Below are 19,159 nucleotides of genomic sequence, written 5' to 3'. Positions count from 1 at the left end.
CCAGCATTGCGCAACACCCGAAGATGATGAGGAGCAATAATGTCGACCCGCACCAGAGTCGCGTCCGCGACGGCGCTCACCGGCCTGCTGGCCTCCGTGGTCGCCCTGAGCGGCTGTAGCGCCGACAGCAAGGACGACCGGCTCGTGATCGCCGAACCGCTCGCGGTGACCTATGACGGCGGTATCTACCTGTTGAACGGTCGAACCCTCACGGTGGCAAAGGATCTCCCGCTGGCGGGGTTCAACCGTGTCAATCCGGCCGGTAACGACACCCACATCATGGTGTCCACCAAGGAGGGCTTCCAGGCACTCGATGCCGTGCGCGGTGAGTTCACCGATGTCAAGTTCCCCGGGGCCAAACCCGGCCATGTGGTGCGGCACGCCGATCGCACCGTGCTGTTCACCGATGGCACCGGTGAGGTCACCATCTTCGATCCGCGCGAGCTCGACCACGGTCAGCCCAAGGCCGAGGTCTACAAATCCGCCGCCCCGCATCACGGCGTCGCCGTCGAACTCGCGAACGGACAGCTGGTCACCACCCTCGGCACCGAGGCAAAGCGCACCGGCATAGTGGTTCTCGATAGGGACCGCCGGGAGATCACGCGCAATGAGGATTGCCCCGGCGTGCACGGCGAATCCACCGTCGCGGGCGAAGCGGTCGTCATCGGCTGCCAGACCGGCGCCCTCGTCTACCGCGACGGTGTCATCACCAAGGTCACCAGCCCGACGCCGTACGGCCGCATCGGCAATCAGGCGGGCAGTGCCGCCTCACCGATCGCCCTCGGTGACTACAAGCAGGACAAGAACGCCGAACTGGAACGCCCGCAACAGGTTTCCCTGATCGACTCGCGCGACGGCAGCATCCGCCTGGTGCCGCTCGGCACCAGCTACACCTTCCGCTCCCTGGCGCGGGGCGCACAGGGCGAGGCCCTGATCCTGGGCACCGACGGCCGCATCCACGTGGTGGATCCGGTGGCGGGCACCGAAACCCGCAGTTTCCCGGTCCTGCGGGCCTGGGAGGAGCCCCTGGAATGGCAGCAGGCCCGCCCGTCGATCTTCGTGCGCGGAGCGAATGTCTTCGTCAGTGATCCCGCCACCAAACAGATTCACCGCATCGACCTCGCGGCGGGCACCATCGCCGCCTCGGTGACCCTGGACCACGCGCCGAATGAACTCAGCGGCGTTGTGGCCCAGGCGCACTGATCATTCAGTTGGGGTCGCCCAGCACCGCGCCTTCCCGGCGCGGGTCGGCTCCACCGACCCAGCCGTTGCCGTCGCGCACCAGGGCGGACAGGCCGCTGGATTGCGGGAGCACCGAAACCTGGTGTCCCAGTTGGCGTAATTGCTGCACGAGCGCGTCGTGATCGCCATTGTCGGCGGCATTGATGGCCGGATGTTCACCGCCCACATTGGTGGTGGGGGAGTTGGCCGCGCCGAATGCCACCATGGACACAGCCTGTTGCGGGTTCAGGCCCCAATCCAGCATGGCCACCAGGGTTTTCACCACGAACTGAATGATCACCGCGCCGCCGGGGGATCCGGTGACATAGGTCAGCTGTCCCCGCGATCCGTCGGCGGCGCGGTCGAAGACCAGGGTCGGGGCCATGGAGCTGCGCGGTCGCTTCCCCGCGTCGATCCGATTCGCCACGGGCAGACCGTCTTTGCCGAGCGGTTCGGCGGCGAAGTCGGTGAGCTGATTGTTCAGCACGAACCCGTCCACGATATGGAAGGAGCCGAAGGCCGATTCCACCGTGGTGGTCATGGACGCGGCATTGCCGTATTCGTCCACGATGGAGATATGGCTGGTGCCGTGCTCGGGCTGCGGTGCGGCGGTGCCGAGCGGCACCGGCCCGAAGTCACCGGGCTGCGCGGTGCCCATGCTGTGATTGCGGTCGATGAGCCCGGCGCGCTGCTTCAGGTAGTCCGGGTTCAACAGCGTCTGCGGCGAATTACCCGGCAGCGGAATGAAATCCGAGTCCGCGATGTACTTGTCGCGATCGGCGTAGGCGAGCCGCTCCGCCTCGGAGATGATGTGCACCGCCTCGGCCGTCGGCTTACCGCCATTGCGGGCGGTGTCATTGTCACCGGTGGTGTCGGTGGGTTTCATGGACGCCAGATCGAAGTTCGACAGAATGCCCAGCGTCGCCTCGACGGTGATCCCGCCCGAGGACGGATTGGGCATCCCGCACACCTCGTGCGTGCGATACGGCGCGCACACCACCGTGCGCTTCTTCGGCTGGTACGCGGCCAGATCGGCGAGCGTGGTCAGACCGGGGGTGCGCCCGCCGGAGGTGGTGTTGATGGCGTCGACGATGTCCTTGGCGATGGCCCCGGTATACAAGGCGTCCGCACCGTCGGTGGCGATCGCATTGAGCGTCTTGGACATCGCCGGATTGGTGAGCGTCGTCCCGGCGGTCTTGGGGCTGCCGTCGGGCTGCAGGAAGTACGCGCTCGCGTTCTCGTCACGCTTGAGATCCGCTGCGCTGTCGGCGATTTGGCCCGCCATGCGCGGACTGATCTGGAAGCCCTGATCCGCCAGGGAAATCGCCGGGGCGAACAGATCACGCCAGGTTTGCTTCCCGTGTTCACGCTGGGCCAGCTCCAGCATGCGCAGCGCGCCCGGGGTGCCGATGGAGCGGCCGCTGGCGCGCGCATTGGGTTGCGGTGTGGTGCGGTCGGTATCGCTTATCCAGCGCAGATAGTCCTGTGTCGCCCCGGCGGGCGCGGTCTCCCGCCCGTCGTAGGCGTCGATTTGCTTGCTCGCCGCGTCGTAGTACAGCAGGAACGCGCCGCCGCCGAGTCCGGAGGCCTGCGGTTCCACCAGACCGAGCACGGTCTGCGCCACGATGAGCGCATCCGCGGCGGTCCCGCCGTCGTGCAGCACCTTGCAGGCCGCCGCGGTCGCGATGGGATTGGCGGTGGATACCGCGAAGGTCTTGGTGTGCACCGGTGTCATGCCGGTCCGGTACCCGGTGGCGATCTCCGGGTGCAGGCTCAGATTCGTGCTGGTGGGGCCGCTACCCGCACTGGCACTGATGGGGGTGCCGTTGGGGGAGGTCTCGCACACGCCCAGTTTCGAGTCCGATTCGGACGAACAGGCCGTGGCCACTCCGAGTAGCAGCAGCAGGGCGGCCGCGGCGCCGCTCCAGGTATGCCGTCGCATGCGCCTCATGGTCGGACTCTAGCCCCGGGCCGCGATGCCGACAGGATTTTGCGTTGCTCGGGTGATATGCCGACTATCGGCGTCGCGCTGGTTATCAGTGATGGGAAGCCCGTCATATCGGCTGAAGTGCCCTGACCATCACTAACTCGCCCAGCTCGGAGCGGCGATGTGGTTCTCAGTTATTTGCAAGGTACTGTCGGACCGCCTCAACACACGATTGCGGAGGGTTAACCGGCATATGACCGAGATCCGGACACAGGCCACAAATCTGACCGCCGAGGACAGCGGCTATCACAAGGCGCTCAAACCTCGGCAGTTGCAGATGATCGCCATCGGCGGCGCCATCGGCACCGGCCTGTTCCTCGGTGCGGGCGGTCGCCTGCACAGCGCGGGGCCGTCGCTGTTCGTGGTGTACCTGGTCTGTGGAGTTTTCGTCTTCTTCATCCTGCGCGCCCTGGGCGAGCTGGTGCTGCATCGCCCGTCCTCGGGCTCGTTCGTCTCCTACGCTCGTGAATTCTTCGGTGAGCGAGCCGCGTTCGTCGCGGGCTGGATGTACTTCCTGAACTGGTCCATGACCGGCATCGTCGACACCACCGCGGTGGCCACCTATCTGCACTACTGGGGCCCGTTCGAGCCTGTGGCGCAATGGATTCTGGCCCTGGGCGCATTGATCATCGTGCTCGGCATCAACCTCGCCTCGGTGAAGTGGTTCGGCGAGATGGAGTTCTGGGCCGCCATGATCAAGGTGCTGGCCCTGGTCACCTTCCTGGTGGTGGGCACGGTGTTCCTGGCCGGGCGTTTCGATGTCGACGGCGCGGCCACCGGATTCCGGATGGTCAGCGATGCGGGCGGCTGGTTCCCGACCGGCGTGCTGCCGCTCATCACCGTCACCTCGGGTGTCGTATTCGCCTACGCCGCTGTCGAAATGGTCGGTATCGCGGCGGGCGAGACGGAGAATCCCGCCAAGATCATGCCGCGCGCCATCAATTCGGTGATCGTGCGTATCGCGGTGTTCTACTGCGGTTCGGTCATTCTGCTGGCACTGCTGCTGCCGTACACCGCGTACAAGGGCGGTGAGAGCCCGTTCGTCACCTTCTTCAGCAAAGTCGGTGTGGCGCACATGGGTTCGATCATGAACTTCGTGGTGCTCACCGCCGCGCTGTCCTCGCTGAACGCCGGTCTCTACTCGACCGGGCGCATTCTGCGGTCGATGGCCATGAACGGCAGCGCGCCCAAGTTCACCGCGCGCATGTCCAGCGCCGGCGTGCCCTACGGCGGCATTCTGCTCACCAGCACCATCGCGCTGTTCGGCATCTGGCTGAACTACATCGTTCCCGAGGACGCCTTCGAGATCGTGCTGAATGTGGCCTCGCTGGGCATCCTGGCCTCCTGGGCCACGATCGTGCTGTGCCAGTTGAAGCTCTGGTACTGGTCGCGTGACGGCCGCGCCGAGCGCCCCGCCTTCCGGATGATCGGTGCGCCCTACACCGGTATCGCCACGCTGGTGTTCCTGTTCGCGGTGCTGGTGCTGATGGCCTTCGACCGGCCGGTGGGCACCTGGACCGTGGCCAGCCTGGTGATCATCGTGCCCGCCTTGATGATCGGGTGGAAGTTCGCCGCACCGCGGGTGCTGGCCATCGCCCAGGAGCGGGCCGGGTACACCGGGGAATTCCCGGTGATTCCGCCGATCCCGATGGACGACAAGTAGTTTCCGGCTTCCGGCGCTATACTGGAGAATCGCTGGAAGACCTGCGCTTACAACGGCCGCACACGCAATTCGTGTGCGGCCGTTATGTGTTCGATATCACTGTTTGCCGCGCTTGCTATCCGCTGTGGCCATGGTCATAACTTCCCGAACTCGATTGTCTCGCAGCAAAACATTTGGTTAGCGTCAGGTTCTGCGCGTTCGCAGGGGGCGCGCAACCAGGGGTTACTCGATGAGGAGTGCTGTGAGTTCGACTTCGGCTGTGGTCGACGAGGTGGACATCTCGCCGACGAGTGCCGGGAACAGTGTTCCTGCCACGATTTTCGAGCGATTGACACAGGTTCTACGAATTATCCGCCGTAATAGTTCCGAGATCGAGCTGCCCGCACAGGTGCGGGAAACGCGGAACGCGGCTTTATTCGCAGCGGGATTCGCGTTTCTGCATGTGCTGCTGGCGGCGACCGACGGTCTCGGCGAGATGCTCGGCAGCGCGGGGCACTTCTTCGCCGCCTGGGTAACCGGCGGTGTCGCACTGTTTTTCGGCATGCGATCGCAGTGGATCTGGATCGCGGCGCTGGGAGTTGCCAGCCTGCAGGCGTTCTTCGGGGTATTCACCCTGGTATCGGCCGAAATGCCCACGGGGGTCGGGCCTTTCACCGTGCTGTTCGGCATCATGGCCTCGGGTGTGGTGCTGGCGCTGCTGCTGCGCCGGGACTGCTACAACTGGTTCGTGACCGCCTGATACGAACGTGCCGCCCACGCATCAGCCTGGGCGGCACGAACTTCCGGTCGATGCGCTACTTCAGGCCGCGGCCCAGCGCCCGTCCGGCCGCGCGGCCGGAGAAGATGCAGCCGCCCAGGAACGTGCCCTCCAGGGCGTTGTAGCCGTGCACACCGCCGCCGCCGAAACCGGCCACCTCACCCGCCGCGTAGAGCCCGGGGAAGGCCGTGCCGTCCGGGCGCATGACCTGCGAGTCGAGGTTGGTCTGCAAGCCGCCCAGCGTTTTACGGGTCAGGATGTTCAACCGCACCGCGATGAGCGGGCCGTGCGCGGGATCGAGGATCTTGTGCGGGGTGGCGACGCGGCCCAGCTTGTCGCCGAGGTAGCGGCGGGCATTGCCGATGGCCATCAGCTGGCCGTCCTTGCTGAACTTGTGTTCGGCATCGCGGTCGCGGGCCACGATCTGGCGTTCGATATCGGCGGCGTCCAGATGCGGGCCGCGGGCGATCTTGTTCATACCCGCGACGAGATCCGAAAGGGTGTCGGCGACAACGAAGTCCACGCCGTGCTGCTTGAAGGCCTCCACCGGACCCGGTGCGCCCTTGGCCACCCGGCTCTTGAGCGTGAGCTTGAGATCCTTACCGGTGATATCGGGATTCTGCTCCGAACCCGAGAGCGCGAACTCCTTCTCGATGATCGACTGATCCAGGATGAACCAGGAGTAGTCGTAGCCGGTCGAGAGGATCTGCTTCATGGTGGCATTGGTGTCGAAGCCCGGGAAACACGGTGCGGGCATGCGCTTTCCATTGGCGTCGAACCACAGTGACGACGGGCCCGGGATGATGCGAATGGCGTGATCGGGCCAGATCGGATCCCAGTTGTGAATGCCTTCGGTGTAGTGCCACATGCGATCCCGGTTCACGATGCGCCCGCCCGCGGCCTCGGTGATGCCGAGCATGCGACCGTCCACGTGCGCGGGCACGCCCGAGATCATGTGCTCCGGGCACGGGCCCAGGCGATCCACCGGCCAGTTGGCGCGAATCAGATCGTGATTGTGGCCGATACCGCCGGAGGTGACGATCACGGCCTTCGCCGCGAGTTCGAAGTCGCTCACCACATTTCGCGATGAGGCCATCCCGCGGGCTTCGTCCGAGGGCTCCAGGACGCTACCGCGAATACCGGTCACCGCGTCATCGGAGACCACCAGTTCGTCCACGCGGTGGCGGAAGGCGAAGCCGACCTGTCCGCGCTGTTCGGCGGCCAGCACCGGCTCCAGGAACACCCGCACCACTTCCGGCCCGGTGCCCCAGGTGAGATGGAAGCGCGGTACGGAATTGCCGTGCCCGTCGGCGAATTCGCCGCCGCGCTCGGCCCAGCCGACCAGTGGCGTCACCCGGAGTCCGAGATCGTGCAGGTACTGCCGCTTCTCACCGGCCGCGAATTCCACGTAGGCGCGCGCCCATTGGCGGCCCCAGTGGTCCTCGTCCTCGCGGTCGAAGCCCGCCGAGCCCAGCCAGTCCTGCATGGCCAGCTCCAGCGAATCCTTCACGCCCAAGCGGCGCTGCTCCGGACTGTCCACGAAGAACAGGCCGCCCAGCGACCAGAACGCCTGCCCGCCCAGATTGGCGCGGTTCTCCTGATCCACCACCAGCACCCGGCGACCCGCCTTGACCAGTTCGTGGGTCGCGACGAGACCGGCCAGACCGGCGCCGACGACGATGACATCCGGGTTCTCGATCATGCCCAATTCCTAGGGTTGTAGAAGTTCGATACACGAGTGTATCGAACTGAGCTGTCGGTGCGGCGTGGCATTGTTCTACTGTGCCGATTTCCTCCAATGGATCTGCTGCTCTGACCGTCGCGGCGGCGCGTCGCATCGCCCTGGGCGCACAGGGCTTCGCCGGCGCCCGCCCGAGCGGTCCGCCCACCCGCCGCACGCTGGCCAAGGTGCTGGACAGCACCAAACTGCTACAGATCGATTCGGTCTCCGCGGTGGTGCGCGCGCACTACGCGCCGGTGTTCAGCCGCATCGGCGCGTACGACCGCGCGCTCCTGGACGAGATGGCCTGGAGCGATACCGCGCGCCGCCCGCGGAAGCTGGTCGAATACTGGGCGCACGAGGCCGCGCTGCTCCCGGTCGAGGATTGGCCGCTGATGCGCTGGCGCATGATCAAATACCGGCACGGCCGCTGGGCGGGCCTGGGCCGCCACCGCGATGAGAAGCTCGCCGACGAGGTGCAGAGCGTGCTGCGCGAATTCGGCCCCAGCACCGCCGGTGAGATCGAGAAGCATCTGGAGCTGGATCGCCCGCGCGCCAAGGACAATTGGGGCTGGAACTACAGCGAGACCAAGGTCGTCTGCGAGCAGCTGTTCGCCTCGGGTGAGCTCTCGGTTCCCAAACGTGTTGGCTTCCAACGTCATTACGACCTCACCGAACGCGTGCTGCCCGCCGAGGTGTGCGCCCGCGAGATCGATGAACCCGACGCCATCCGCGAACTCGTCCGCCGTGCGGCCTCCTCACACGGCATCGGCACCGAGACCGACCTGCGCGACTACTACCGCCTCAAGCGCACCCAAACCGAGCCCGCCATCGCCGACCTCATCGATGCCGGTGAACTCGAACAGGTCTCCGTCGAAGGCTGGGACAAGCCCGCGTACCTGCACACCGCGGCCCGCATGCCACGCCGGGTCACCGGCTCGGCTCTACTGTGCCCCTTCGACCCGCTGATCTTCTTCCGCGACCGCACCGAACGGCTCTTCGACTTCCACTACCGCATCGAGATCTACACCCCCGAACACAAACGCGTGCACGGCTACTACGTCTTCCCGTTCCTGCTGGACGGTGAGATCGTCGCCCGCGTGGACCTGCGCGCCGACCGCACCACCGGAATCCTGCGCGTCCCGGGCGCTTTCCTCGAACCGGGTCACGACCGGACCCGCGTAGCGGTGGAACTCGCTGCGGCCCTTCGCGAAATGGCCGACTGGCTCGAACTCGACACCCTGGAAATCGGCGCCCGAGGCGACCTCGCAACGGCCCTGTCCAAGGCTGGTCGAGTCCGCGTGAGCACGTAATGAGTGTGGATCCCGGCCACAAGCACGCCGGGATGACGGCAAGCTGGTAAGTCGGTATGGCAGGGTAAGGGCTTGCCGGTGTGACGCCGCTCGTCATCCCGGCACGTTTTTGGCCGGGATCCACACCCTCTGCACCGCAACATGTTTCGGCGCAGAGGGGTGCGGCGCCTAGCTGAGCGTCAGAACGGGCCGTCCGTGTAGGCGTTGAGCACGATGCCCTGCTTGCCCTCGCCATTGCACTCGATGGTCATGGGGATCATGGGGCGGGGGGAGTCGCCGACGATGTACGTGGGGGACTGGAACCCGCGTCCGACCTGGCGGGTGCCGAGACATTCGACGACGGCGGCGTACCACATGCCCTCGGGGCAGGTGTAGGTCGCGGTGTCGAGGGTGCGGTCGATCCGGCAGGGCGCGTCGGCCTGGGTGGCCGGGGCGCCGAGGGTGACCAGGGCGGCCGCGCCCAGGCTCAGGGCCGAGCCGGTGGCGAGCGTGCGGAGGTGGGGACGGTTCATCTTCAATACTCTCCCGTTGTTGCGTGGACAGCTGGTCCGATGACAGTGCGCACCCATACTGGCCTCAGTCGGCGGCGGTACGTGGGAGTACGCGCGCGAGCGGTCGGCGTGGCGCGGTTATGCGACGAGCAATGGCGCGGGCGCGGTGAGCACCGGGCCGCCGCAGATGACGACGGTCGATTCGTGAATCAGGTAGTCGCCGTAGACGAATATGGTGCCGTCCGCTGATTCGGCGGCCGCCGGTACGGAGACCGCGACCAGCGCGGCGGCGGCCAGGGTCAGCGCGGCACCTATCGCGAGCGACCGGCGCTGGCGGCGAAGGCGAATCATGGTTCTGCTCTCCTCTGGGTTCGCTGATCAGGCAGTTCGGTGATCTTGCCCGTACCTTCGGAGCCGACGTGTCCGCGGATGAGTCTTCCGGCGTGGCGCGTCCTACATGAGTGTCGTGTCGTGTTCGCCGGATTGGTCGTGACATGGGTGCGGGGGAGCTGTCGGAGGGGCTCGTTAATCTGGGTGCGTGCCAGATCCCGCGACGTACCGGCCCGCGCCGGGGACCATTCCTGTTGAGCCCGGCGTCTACAAGTTCCGGGATGTCCACAAGCGGGTCATCTACGTCGGTAAGGCGAAAAGCCTGCGCAGCAGGCTGAACTCGTACTTCGCCGATATCTCCGGATTGCATCCGCGCACCCGCCAGATGGTCACCACCGCCGCCAGCGTGGAGTGGACCGTGGTGTCCACCGAGGTGGAGGCGCTCCAGCTCGAGTACAACTGGATCAAGGAATTCGATCCGCGCTTCAATGTGCGCTACCGGGACGACAAGTCGTATCCGGTGCTCGCGGTCAGCCTCAATGAGGAGTATCCGCGGGTGTTCGTCTATCGCGGCGCGCGCAAGAAGGGGGTGCGGTACTTCGGCCCGTACGCGCACGCCTGGGCGATTCGCGAAACCCTGGATCTGCTGTTGCGGGTCTTCCCGGTGCGCACCTGTTCGGCGGGAGTCTTCAAGCGGCACAACCAGATCGGCCGTCCCTGCCTGCTCGGCTATATCGATAAATGCTCCGCACCGTGCGTCGGGCGGGTGAGCGCCGATGAGCATCGGCAGATCGTGGACGACTTCTGCGACTTCCTCGCGGGTAAGACCGACCGGTTGGTAAAAGACTTGGAGAAGCGGATGCACGCCGCCTCCGAGGAGCTCGATTTCGAAACCGCCGCGCGCCTGCGCGATGACGTGCAGGCGCTGCGCCGCGCCCTGGAGAAGCAGGCAGTGGTGCTCGGCACCGGCACCGATGCCGACGTAATCGACTTCGCCATAGACGAATTGGAAGTCGCCGTGCAGATCTTCCACGTCCGCAACGGCCGCGTGCGCGGTCAGCGCGGCTGGGTGGTGGACAAATCCGGCGATGCCATCGACGAGGTCGAGGCGGGCGGCGAACTGCCCGCGCTGGTCGAACAGTTCCTCACCCAGTTCTACGGTGAGCAGTCCAATCTGGCCGAGCAGACCGGTGAGGAACAGCCCGGCAATGTGGTGCCGCGCGAAGTCCTGGTCCCCGCTCTGCCCCGGGACGCCGAACAGGTGCAGCAGTGGCTCTCCACCCTGCGCGGCTCCGCGGTGCAGCTCCGCATCCCGCAGCGCGGCGATAAGAAGGCGCTCGCCGAGACCGTGCAGCGCAATGCGCAGGAGGCGCTGCAACAGCACAAGCTAAGGCGCGCAGGCGATCTCACCGCCCGCTCGGCCGCACTCCAGGAGATCCAGGACGCCCTGGATCTGGACAGCGCCCCGCTGCGCATCGAATGCGTCGACATCAGCCACGTACAGGGCACCGATGTGGTGGCCTCGCTGGTCGTGTTCGAGGACGGTCTGGCGCGCAAGTCCGAGTACCGGCACTACGCCATCAAGGAGGCCGCCGGTGACGGCCGCTCCGATGACGTGGCCAGCATCGCCGAGGTCACCCGCCGCCGCTTCGCCAAGCTACGCCGCGATCTGGATGCCGCCGAGGCGGCCGAGCTCGCCGAATCCGATTCGGACGCAATGGAACCCGGCCTGCCCGGAATCGATCCCAAGACCGGCAAACCGCGTCGCTTCGCCTATCCGCCCAACCTGTACGTGGTGGACGGCGGCGCACCCCAGGTGAACGCGGCCGCGGAAATCCTGGACGAACTCGGCATCACCGATGTCGCGGTCATCGGCCTGGCCAAGCGCCTGGAAGAGGTCTGGGTGCCGAACGAACCCGATCCGGTCATCATGCCGCGCACCAGTGAGGCGCTGTATCTGCTGCAACGCGTGCGCGATGAGGCGCACCGTTTCGCCATCACCTTCCATCGCAGCAAACGTTCGCGCCGGATGACCGCCTCGGTGCTCGATACCGTGCCGGGCCTGGGCGAAACCCGGAAAACGGCGCTGGTGACGCACTTCGGATCGGTCGCCAAGCTCAAGGAGGCTACGGTGGAGCAGATCACCGAGGTCCCGGGCATCGGGATGGCTACGGCCAAGGCAGTGCTCGCTGCTTTGCATACCGACTAGTTCATCCCTGGGCAGTAGCGCGACACGCCGAGAGCGAGTCGCGCGACACGCCGACTGTGCAGGTCGGGAGGGAGAATTACATCTGTGTCTCTCCTCGAGCGTGCGCCTGCGCGGCAATCGGGTATCGGTGCAGGATGATCGAGGGACCCTCAGAGACGAACCCGGTAGGACATGACGCGCGTCGAAGCCAGCAGCAATGCGGTCGCAAAATCCAGCAGTACGACCGAGATCGGTGAGCAACCGGTCGAGGTGGTCATCGTCACCGGTTTATCCGGAGCGGGGCGTGGTACCGCTGCGAAGGTGCTCGAGGATTTGGGCTACTACGTGGCCGACAATCTGCCGCCCGAGTTGATCGGCCGCCTGGTCGAACTCGGCGAGAGTGCCGTTCCACCGATTCGCAAGCTCGCCATGGTCATGGATGTGCGCAGCCGTTTCTTCACCGGGAATCTCTCGGCGGTCACCGAACAATTGCGCGCCGCGGGCGTGCCGACCCGCATTCTCTTCCTGGAGGCCTCCGACGATGTTCTGATCCGTCGTTACGGGTTCGCCCGGCGGCGCCATCCGCTGCAGAGCGAGAGCGCCGACGGCACGCTGACCGCGGGCATCGCGGCCGAGCGTGCGCGGCTTTCCTCGGTGAAGACCGCGGCCGACCTGGTCATCGACACCACCGCGCTATCGATTCACCAGCTGCACCGAAAGCTGGAAGAGGCCTACGGCGGGGCCACCCCCACCGCCCTCCAATTAACAATCCAATCGTTCGGTTTCAAGTACGGAGTTCCACTGGACGCCGATATGGTGTTGGATTTGCGTTTCCTGCCCAATCCGCATTGGGTCCCGGAACTCCGCGAACAGACCGGACAGGATGCCCCGGTCAGTGAGTACGTGCTGTCACGTCCGGGTGCCCAGGATTATCTGGGTACCGGCCGCCACCTCATCGATCTCACCACCGAGGGCTACCGCCAAGAGGGGAAGCGATACATGACCGTGGCAGTGGGCTGCACCGGCGGCAAGCACCGCAGTGTGGCGATAGCGGAGGCACTGGGTGAACTACTCGGCGCCGGCGCGAACAACGGATCGGGGGACGTTGTTCGCGTGGTTCATCGGGATTTGGGGCGGGAATGAGTGCGCGCGAAACCAACCCGGCGATTGTCGCGCTGGGCGGTGGACACGGTCTGTACGCGACGCTGACGGCGGTGCGACGGCTGACTCGCAAGATCACGGCGGTGGTGACGGTCGCCGATGACGGTGGGTCCTCCGGACGGCTGCGGGCCGAACTCGGCATGCTACCGCCGGGTGATCTGCGAATGGCGTTGGCGGCCTTGGCCGAAGAGTCCGACGGCGTCTGGGCGCGGACCCTGCAGCATCGCTTCGGCGGCTCCGGCGCACTCGCCGGGCATTCGGTCGGCAACCTGATCCTGGCGGGCCTCACCGAGGAGCTCGGGGATCCCATTGCGGCGCTTGACGAAGCGGGCAAGATCCTGCGGATCACCGGTCGCGTGCTACCCATGTCGCCGATCGCGCTGACCATCGAAGCCGATGTCGCGGGCCTGGAGGGCGACCCCCGGGTGAGCCGTTGCATTCGAGGTCAGGTGGCCGTGGCGACCACGCCCGGCAAGGTGCGGCGGGTGCGGCTGATTCCGTCGGATCCGCCCGCGTGCCCCGAGGCGACCTCGGCAATCGAGCACGCCGACGTGGTGGTGCTGGGCCCGGGCAGTTGGTTCACGAGCGTGATTCCACACGTTCTCGTGCCCGATTTGCACGAAGCTCTACTGCACACTCGGGCGCGGAAAGTGTTGGTGCTCAACCTCGCTGCGGAACCGGGCGAAACGGCCGGATTCTCCGCGGAACGGCATCTCCATGTATTGTCCCAGCACGCACCGGATTTCACGGTCGACCATGTTTTGGTGGATTCCGGATCCGTACCCGAGGGTAGGGAGCGCGAACATGTGGCAAGAGCTGCCGAACAGCTGCGAGCACGAGTAACCTTCGCTGATGTCGCCGAGGCCGGGACAGACCGGCACCACCCCGGAAAGCTTGCCGCCGCACTGGATCAGGTGATCCGGCAACCTCGGCCGGAATCAGCAGGGCTTCGAGTCGAAGGACGGCATATGGGCCAACATGTGCGCACCGGGTTGGGTGGAAAGGAGCGCGTCTCGTGGCGATGACAGCGGAAGTGAAGGACGAGCTGAGCCGGCTCACCATTTCTCAGGTGAGCTCGCGCAAGGCGGAACTGTCCGCGCTACTGCGGTTCGCCGGTGGATTGCACATCGTCGGTGGTCGCGTGATCGTGGAGGCAGAGGTGGACATGGGTTCCATCGCGCGCCGACTGCGACGCGAGATCTTCGAGCTGTATGGATACGGCTCCGATGTGCATGTCCTGGGTGCGGGCGGACTCCGGAAAACCTCCCGGTACGTGGTACGGGTTTCCAAGGAAGGCGAGGCGCTGGCGCGCCAGACCGGCCTACTCGATGTGCGCGGGCGGCCGGTGCGGGGTCTACCCGCGCAGGTGGTCGGCGGCAGCATCGGTGATGCCGAAGCCGCCTGGCGCGGAGCGTTTCTCGCGCACGGTTCGCTCACCGAGCCGGGCCGTTCCTCCGCGCTGGAGGTCAGCTGCCCCGGACCGGAGGCCGCGCTGGCCCTGGTCGGTGCCGCTCGCCGCATGGGCATTTCGGCCAAAGCACGCGAAGTACGCGGTACCGACCGCGTCGTGGTGCGCGATGGTGAGGCCATCGGCGCCCTGCTCACCCGCATGGGTGCGCAGGACACCCGGCTCACCTGGGAGGAACGGCGCATGCGCCGCGAGGTGCGTGCGACGGCGAACCGTCTCGCGAACTTCGACGACGCCAATCTGCGTCGCTCGGCTCGGGCCGCGGTAGCAGCCGCAGCGCGCGTCGAACGCGCGCTGGAAATTCTGGCCGACGACGTGCCCGATCATTTGGCCGCCGCCGGCAAGTTGCGTGTACTGCACCGTCAGGCGTCGCTGGAGGAGCTCGGCCAGCTGGCCGACCCGCCGATGACGAAAGACGCTGTGGCAGGCCGTATCCGGCGACTGCTCTCGATGGCTGACCGGCGCGCCAAGGAACTTGGCATACCGGACACCGAATCCGCTGTTACCGCGGAGTTGTTGGAAGAGGCGTGATCATGTCCTGAAATCGGACATAATGATCCGATGGCGCTGCACCTCGAAAAGGGTGCGGTGCCATCGGTGTTTCAGCGCACCCTCGCAGACCGTTCCGTACGGACGCTGCGACCTGCTCACACCGGGCCATACGGCCGTGAGAGGGGCCTGTCCGTTACATCCGCGTGACGGTCTAGGGTGAGGGTGCAACAGAATAAGTTCCGCGACACAACTGAGGAGCGATAACGTGACTGTCCGGGTAGGTATCAACGGCTTCGGCCGCATCGGACGTAACTTCTTCCGGGCCGTAGAGGCGCTGAAGGCCCTCGGCACCACCGACATCGAGATTGTCGCGGTGAACGACCTGACCGATATCCAGACTCTGGCGACGCTGCTGAAGTACGACTCCATCCTGGGTCGCCTGCCGCAGGACGTCTCGGTCGACGGTGACTTCATCGTTGTCGGTGAGCAGCGCATCAAGGCGCTCGCCATCAAGGAGGGCCCGTCCGCCCTGCCGTGGGCCGAGCTGGGTGTCGACGTGGTCGTCGAGTCCACCGGTATCTTCACCGACTCCGCCAAGGCGAAGGGTCACCTGTCCGCCGGCGCCAAGAAGGTCATCATCTCCGCCCCCGCCTCGGGTGAGGACATCACCATCGTGATGGGCGTGAACGACGACAAGTACGACGGCTCGCAGAACATCATCTCCAACGCCTCGTGCACCACCAACTGCCTGGGCCCGATTGCCAAGGTGCTCAACGACTCCTTCGGCATCGAGCACGGTCTGATGACCACCGTGCACGCGTACACCCAGGACCAGAACCTGCAGGACGCCCCGCACAAGGACCTGCGTCGCGCCCGCGCCGCCGCGCTGAACATCGTGCCCACCGGCACCGGCGCTGCCAAGGCCATCGGCCTGGTGCTCCCCGAACTGCAGGGCAAGCTCAACGGTTACGCGCTGCGCGTGCCGGTTCCGACCGGTTCGCTCACCGACCTGACCGTCGTGCTGAAGAAGGCCGCGACCGTCGACGAGATCAACGCCGCCATGAAGGCCGCCGCCGACGGACCGCTCAAGGGCATCCTGAAGTACAACACCGATCCGATCGTCTCCACCGACATCGTGACCGACCCGCACTCGTCCATCTACGACGCGCCGCTGACCCAGGTCATCGACAACCAGGTCAAGGTCGCCTCGTGGTACGACAACGAGTGGGGCTACTCCAACCGCCTGGCCGACCTCATCGGTCTCGTCGGCAAGTCCCTGTAAGCGCGATGGCGATCAAGACACTCCAGGATCTGCTGAGCGAGGGTGTCGAGGGTCGGGGCGTGCTCGTGCGCTCCGACCTGAACGTTCCCCTCGACGACAACGGTGCTATCACCGATCCGGGCCGCATCATCGCGTCGGCGCCGACCATCAAGGCGCTCGCCGAGGCGGGCGCGAAAGTGGTGGTGACCGCGCATCTGGGCCGCCCGAAGGGTGAGCCGGATCCGAAGCTTTCGCTCGCTCCCGTAGCTGCGCGTCTGGCCGAAGAGCTGGGCCGCAATGTGCAGCTCGCCGGTGACGTGGTGGGGCAGGACGCGCTCGCGCGGTCCGAGGGCCTCACCGACGGTGATGTGTTGCTGCTGGAGAACATTCGCTTCGACGCGCGTGAGACCAGCAAGGACGACGCGCAGCGGGCCAAGCTGGCCGCGGCGCTGGTCGAGCTGGTCGGCGATGACGGTGCGTTCGTTTCCGACGGTTTCGGTGTCGTGCACCGCAAGCAGGCGTCGGTATTCGATGTGGCCAAGCTGCTTCCGCATTACGCGGGCGGGCTGGTCGCGGCCGAGACCGAGGTTCTGAAGAAGCTCACCGAGAACGCGGAGCGGCCGTACGCGGTCGTGCTCGGCGGTTCCAAGGTCTCCGACAAGCTGGCTGTCATCGAGGCGCTCGCGCCGAAGGTCGACACGCTGGTCATCGGCGGCGGTATGTGCTTCACCTTCCTTGCGGCGCAAGGACTTCCGGTTGGCGGTTCGCTGTTGCAGGAAGAGATGATCGACACCTGCAAGGGTCTGCTCGACAAGTACGCCGATGTGATCCACCTGCCGCGCGATATCGTGGTGGCGGATAAGTTCGCCGCCGACGCGGAGTCGAAGGTGGTGCCCGCCAACGAGATTCCCGAAGGCTGGATGGGTCTGGACATCGGTCCGGAGTCCACCGATCGGTTCGGCGCACTGCTGACCGAGGCCAAGACGGTGTTCTGGAACGGGCCCATGGGCGTGTTCGAGTTCGAGAAGTTCTCCGCCGGTACCCGCGGTGTTGCCGAGGCGATCGTGGTCGCCACCGGCAAGGGCGCGTTCACCGTGGTCGGTGGCGGCGATTCGGCCGCGGCCGTGCGCACCCTCGGCCTGCCCGATGACGGTTTCTCGCACATCTCCACCGGTGGCGGCGCGTCGCTGGAGTACCTGGAGGGCAAGGAACTTCCCGGCATCGCGGTACTGGAGGACTGAGCAATGGCACGTAAGCCTCTTATCGCGGGCAACTGGAAGATGAATCTGAACCACCTGGAGTCCATCGCTCTGGTGCAGAAGATCGCCTTCGCCCTGCCCGAGAAGTACTTCGCGAAGGTCGATGTCACGGTCATCCCGCCGTTCACCGATCTGCGCAGCGTGCAAACCCTCATCGAAGGCGACCGCCTCCTGCTCACCTATGGCGCGCAGGATGTCTCGACCCATGACGAGGGTGCCTACACCGGCGAGATCAGCGGTTCCATGCTGGCCAAACTGGGTTGCACCTACGTGGTCGTCGGTCACTCCGAGCGTCGCCAGTACCACCTGGAAGACGACGCGACGGTGCTGGCCAAGGCCAAGCAGGCGCTCAAATACGGCATCACCCCGATCGTCTGCATCGGTGAGGGCCTGGGCGTCCGCGAATCCAAGACCCACGTCCAGTACAACCTGGAACAGCTGCGTGGTTCGCTCAAGGGCCTGACCGCCGAGGAAATCTCCAAGGTCGTCATCGCCTACGAGCCCGTCTGGGCCATCGGCACCGGCAAGGTAGCCACCCCCGCGGACGCGCAAGAGGTCTGCGGCGCCATCCGCAAGGAACTCGCCGACCTGGCGAATCCCGAAGTGGCAGCCGGAGTCCGAGTCCTCTACGGTGGCTCGGTCAACGCCAAGAACGTAGGCGAACTGATCAGCCAAACCGATATCGACGGAGCCCTCGTAGGCGGCGCTTCCCTGAAGGGCGACGAATTCGCCACCCTCTCAGCCATCGCCGCCGGCGGCCCCCTCCCATAACGGTCACACCACCCCACAGGGGCCGGACATCACCAGATGTCCGGCCCCTGCGCCGTTTTCACGGCTCAGTCGGTGCGGTTGAGGGGTTGGGTGGAGCAGCGGAAGGCGCCGCCGAAGGTGCGGGAGATGGTGAAGTCGATGAGTTCTACTGTGATGCCTCGGAATTGGAGGGCGGCGGCTACTCGGTCGAATTCGGGGTCGAGGATGTAGGTGGTGGGGTTGATGGGGAGGCCGTTGGTGGCCATGGCTTCGGCTTCGGTTTCGGAGACGTGGATTTGGTCCCAGTCTTCGAGGGGAGCGGGGAGGCCTTGGGGGAGTCGGTCGGGGCAGCTGATGAGCAGGCCTTCGCGGACCATGCCGAAGGCGCAGTCCAGGTGTAGGACGTGGGCGGGGAGGGGGACGGTGGTGACGATGAAGCCTTGGGGGCGTAGGTATTTGGTGAGCCATTCGATGCCGGCGGCGTTGGTGGCCATTCCGGACGCGCCTACGAAGATGTGTTTGCCGAGGACCAGGATGTCGCCGCCTTCGAGGAAGGGGCCGGGGCCCGCGCCGGTGCCGGGATCCGGGATGGCGGGGGTGGGGAGGGCGACATAGCTTGCGGCGCTCGGGATTACGTGTTCGACGAGCAGTTCGCGGCTGGTGAGGACTTCATTGCGGCGGTGCGGGAATTGCAGGACGCCCTCGATGACGTTGTCGCCGATGGTGAACCAGGGGTCGCGGACGAAGAAGTTGGCGTAGCCGGTGGTCGCGCCCGCGGCCTTCTCGGCATCGGTGAGCAGGCGGGGCCGCAGGACCTCCACGCCGTGCTTGCGGAGCACCGCGGCGAGATTGTCGCGTTCGGCCTCCCAGCGCAGCTGTTCGCGGGGGAAGGCCTCGCCGAAATCGTGGCCCGCGATGGCGGCGACCTCGGCTTGGGCGGAATCGGGGACCGGGGGACGGTGCCCGATAGTTGCCAGATCCTTGGGAGCGCGTACCTCGGAGCGGGATACGACCACCGTTCGCAGGGTCGCGAACTCGCTGTCTACCTGAACTCGCGCATTGTCGAGGGGCATTCTCCAGATATTAGCGAAGCGGTCT

General features: G+C 65.9%; 16 protein-coding genes. 11 read left to right on the top strand and 5 right to left on the bottom strand.

From position 1 onward, the window contains the following. The first annotated feature begins 39 nt into the window (after positions 1-39). On the top strand, positions 40-1,203 hold the full coding sequence (gene aztD / locus ACFVUS_RS08015; RefSeq protein ID WP_387762486.1) for a zinc metallochaperone AztD: 1,164 nt from the start codon (positions 40-42) through the stop codon (positions 1,201-1,203). Positions 1,204-1,207: 4 nt separating this feature from the next. Here aztD and ACFVUS_RS08010 read toward each other — a convergent pair whose 3' ends face one another. Further along, positions 1,208-3,172 carry a gamma-glutamyltransferase family protein gene (locus tag ACFVUS_RS08010; RefSeq protein WP_387762484.1) on the bottom strand — a complete coding sequence of 655 codons (1,965 nt, stop codon included), beginning with the start codon at positions 3,170-3,172 and terminating at the stop codon, positions 1,208-1,210. A gap of 229 nt (positions 3,173-3,401) precedes the next feature. Between ACFVUS_RS08010 and ACFVUS_RS08005 the strand changes: the two genes are divergently transcribed. Beyond that, positions 3,402-4,871, top strand: coding sequence for an amino acid permease (locus tag ACFVUS_RS08005; protein ID WP_387762482.1), 1,470 nt, complete (start codon positions 3,402-3,404; stop codon positions 4,869-4,871). A gap of 241 nt (positions 4,872-5,112) precedes the next feature. Next, positions 5,113-5,610, top strand: coding sequence for a hypothetical protein (locus ACFVUS_RS08000; protein ID WP_387762481.1), 498 nt, complete (start codon positions 5,113-5,115; stop codon positions 5,608-5,610). A 55-nt stretch (positions 5,611-5,665) separates the two neighbouring features. Here the strand turns inward: ACFVUS_RS08000 and ACFVUS_RS07995 are convergent, their stop codons facing one another. Continuing rightward, entirely contained in the window at positions 5,666-7,330 is a 1,665-nt protein-coding gene (locus ACFVUS_RS07995; RefSeq protein ID WP_387762480.1) for an FAD-binding dehydrogenase, read from the bottom strand. An 80-nt stretch (positions 7,331-7,410) separates the two neighbouring features. Here ACFVUS_RS07995 and ACFVUS_RS07990 point away from each other — a divergent pair, with 80 nt between their 5' ends. Continuing rightward, positions 7,411-8,661 carry a winged helix-turn-helix domain-containing protein gene (locus tag ACFVUS_RS07990; RefSeq protein ID WP_387762478.1) on the top strand — a complete coding sequence of 417 codons (1,251 nt, stop codon included), beginning with the start codon at positions 7,411-7,413 and terminating at the stop codon, positions 8,659-8,661. A gap of 179 nt (positions 8,662-8,840) precedes the next feature. Here ACFVUS_RS07990 and ACFVUS_RS07985 read toward each other — a convergent pair whose 3' ends face one another. Both ACFVUS_RS07985 and ACFVUS_RS07980 read right to left on the bottom strand, forming a co-directional pair. Next, the gene (locus ACFVUS_RS07985; RefSeq protein ID WP_387762476.1) at positions 8,841-9,173 is read right to left on the bottom strand and encodes a hypothetical protein; all 333 of its coding nucleotides are present in this window, start codon (positions 9,171-9,173) and stop codon (positions 8,841-8,843) included. A 117-nt stretch (positions 9,174-9,290) separates the two neighbouring features. Then, positions 9,291-9,503, bottom strand: coding sequence for a hypothetical protein (locus ACFVUS_RS07980; RefSeq protein ID WP_387762474.1), 213 nt, complete (start codon positions 9,501-9,503; stop codon positions 9,291-9,293). Positions 9,504-9,690: 187 nt separating this feature from the next. Between ACFVUS_RS07980 and uvrC the strand changes: the two genes are divergently transcribed. From uvrC to tpiA, 7 genes are all read left to right on the top strand, one after another. After that, positions 9,691-11,691 carry an excinuclease ABC subunit UvrC gene (uvrC, locus tag ACFVUS_RS07975; protein ID WP_387762472.1) on the top strand — a complete coding sequence of 667 codons (2,001 nt, stop codon included), beginning with the start codon at positions 9,691-9,693 and terminating at the stop codon, positions 11,689-11,691. A gap of 171 nt (positions 11,692-11,862) precedes the next feature. Next, positions 11,863-12,813, top strand: coding sequence for an RNase adapter RapZ (rapZ, locus tag ACFVUS_RS07970; protein ID WP_387762469.1), 951 nt, complete (start codon positions 11,863-11,865; stop codon positions 12,811-12,813). Then, positions 12,810-13,856: a uridine diphosphate-N-acetylglucosamine-binding protein YvcK gene (gene yvcK, locus ACFVUS_RS07965; protein WP_387762467.1), complete on the top strand. Its 1,047-nt coding sequence runs from the start codon at positions 12,810-12,812 to the stop codon at positions 13,854-13,856. The genes rapZ and yvcK overlap by 4 nt, the downstream gene beginning before the upstream one ends. Then, positions 13,847-14,830, top strand: coding sequence for a DNA-binding protein WhiA (gene whiA / locus ACFVUS_RS07960; protein WP_364632565.1), 984 nt, complete (start codon positions 13,847-13,849; stop codon positions 14,828-14,830). Before yvcK ends, whiA begins: the two co-directional genes overlap by 10 nt. A 226-nt stretch (positions 14,831-15,056) precedes the next feature. Next, positions 15,057-16,073 (top strand): type I glyceraldehyde-3-phosphate dehydrogenase, encoded by a 1,017-nt coding sequence (gene gap, locus ACFVUS_RS07955; protein ID WP_364632567.1) that lies wholly within the window; start codon positions 15,057-15,059, stop codon positions 16,071-16,073. Between the two features lie 5 nt (positions 16,074-16,078). Then, positions 16,079-17,293 carry a phosphoglycerate kinase gene (locus ACFVUS_RS07950; RefSeq protein WP_387762464.1) on the top strand — a complete coding sequence of 405 codons (1,215 nt, stop codon included), beginning with the start codon at positions 16,079-16,081 and terminating at the stop codon, positions 17,291-17,293. A gap of 3 nt (positions 17,294-17,296) precedes the next feature. Further along, entirely contained in the window at positions 17,297-18,082 is a 786-nt protein-coding gene (tpiA, locus tag ACFVUS_RS07945; protein ID WP_387762463.1) for a triose-phosphate isomerase, read from the top strand. A 65-nt stretch (positions 18,083-18,147) separates the two neighbouring features. On the opposite strand, the gene ACFVUS_RS07940 is transcribed toward tpiA, so the two are convergent. Continuing rightward, entirely contained in the window at positions 18,148-19,134 is a 987-nt protein-coding gene (locus tag ACFVUS_RS07940; protein WP_387762461.1) for a dimethylarginine dimethylaminohydrolase family protein, read from the bottom strand. Between the last annotated feature and the right edge of the window lie 25 nt (positions 19,135-19,159).

Origin of the sequence: Nocardia sp. NPDC058058 (assembly GCF_042885355.1) — a bacterium.
Lineage (GTDB): Bacteria > Actinomycetota > Actinomycetes > Mycobacteriales > Mycobacteriaceae > Nocardia.
The sequence above is the reverse complement of the archived record's forward strand: the minus strand, read 5'-3'. Positions and strand labels throughout refer to the sequence as shown.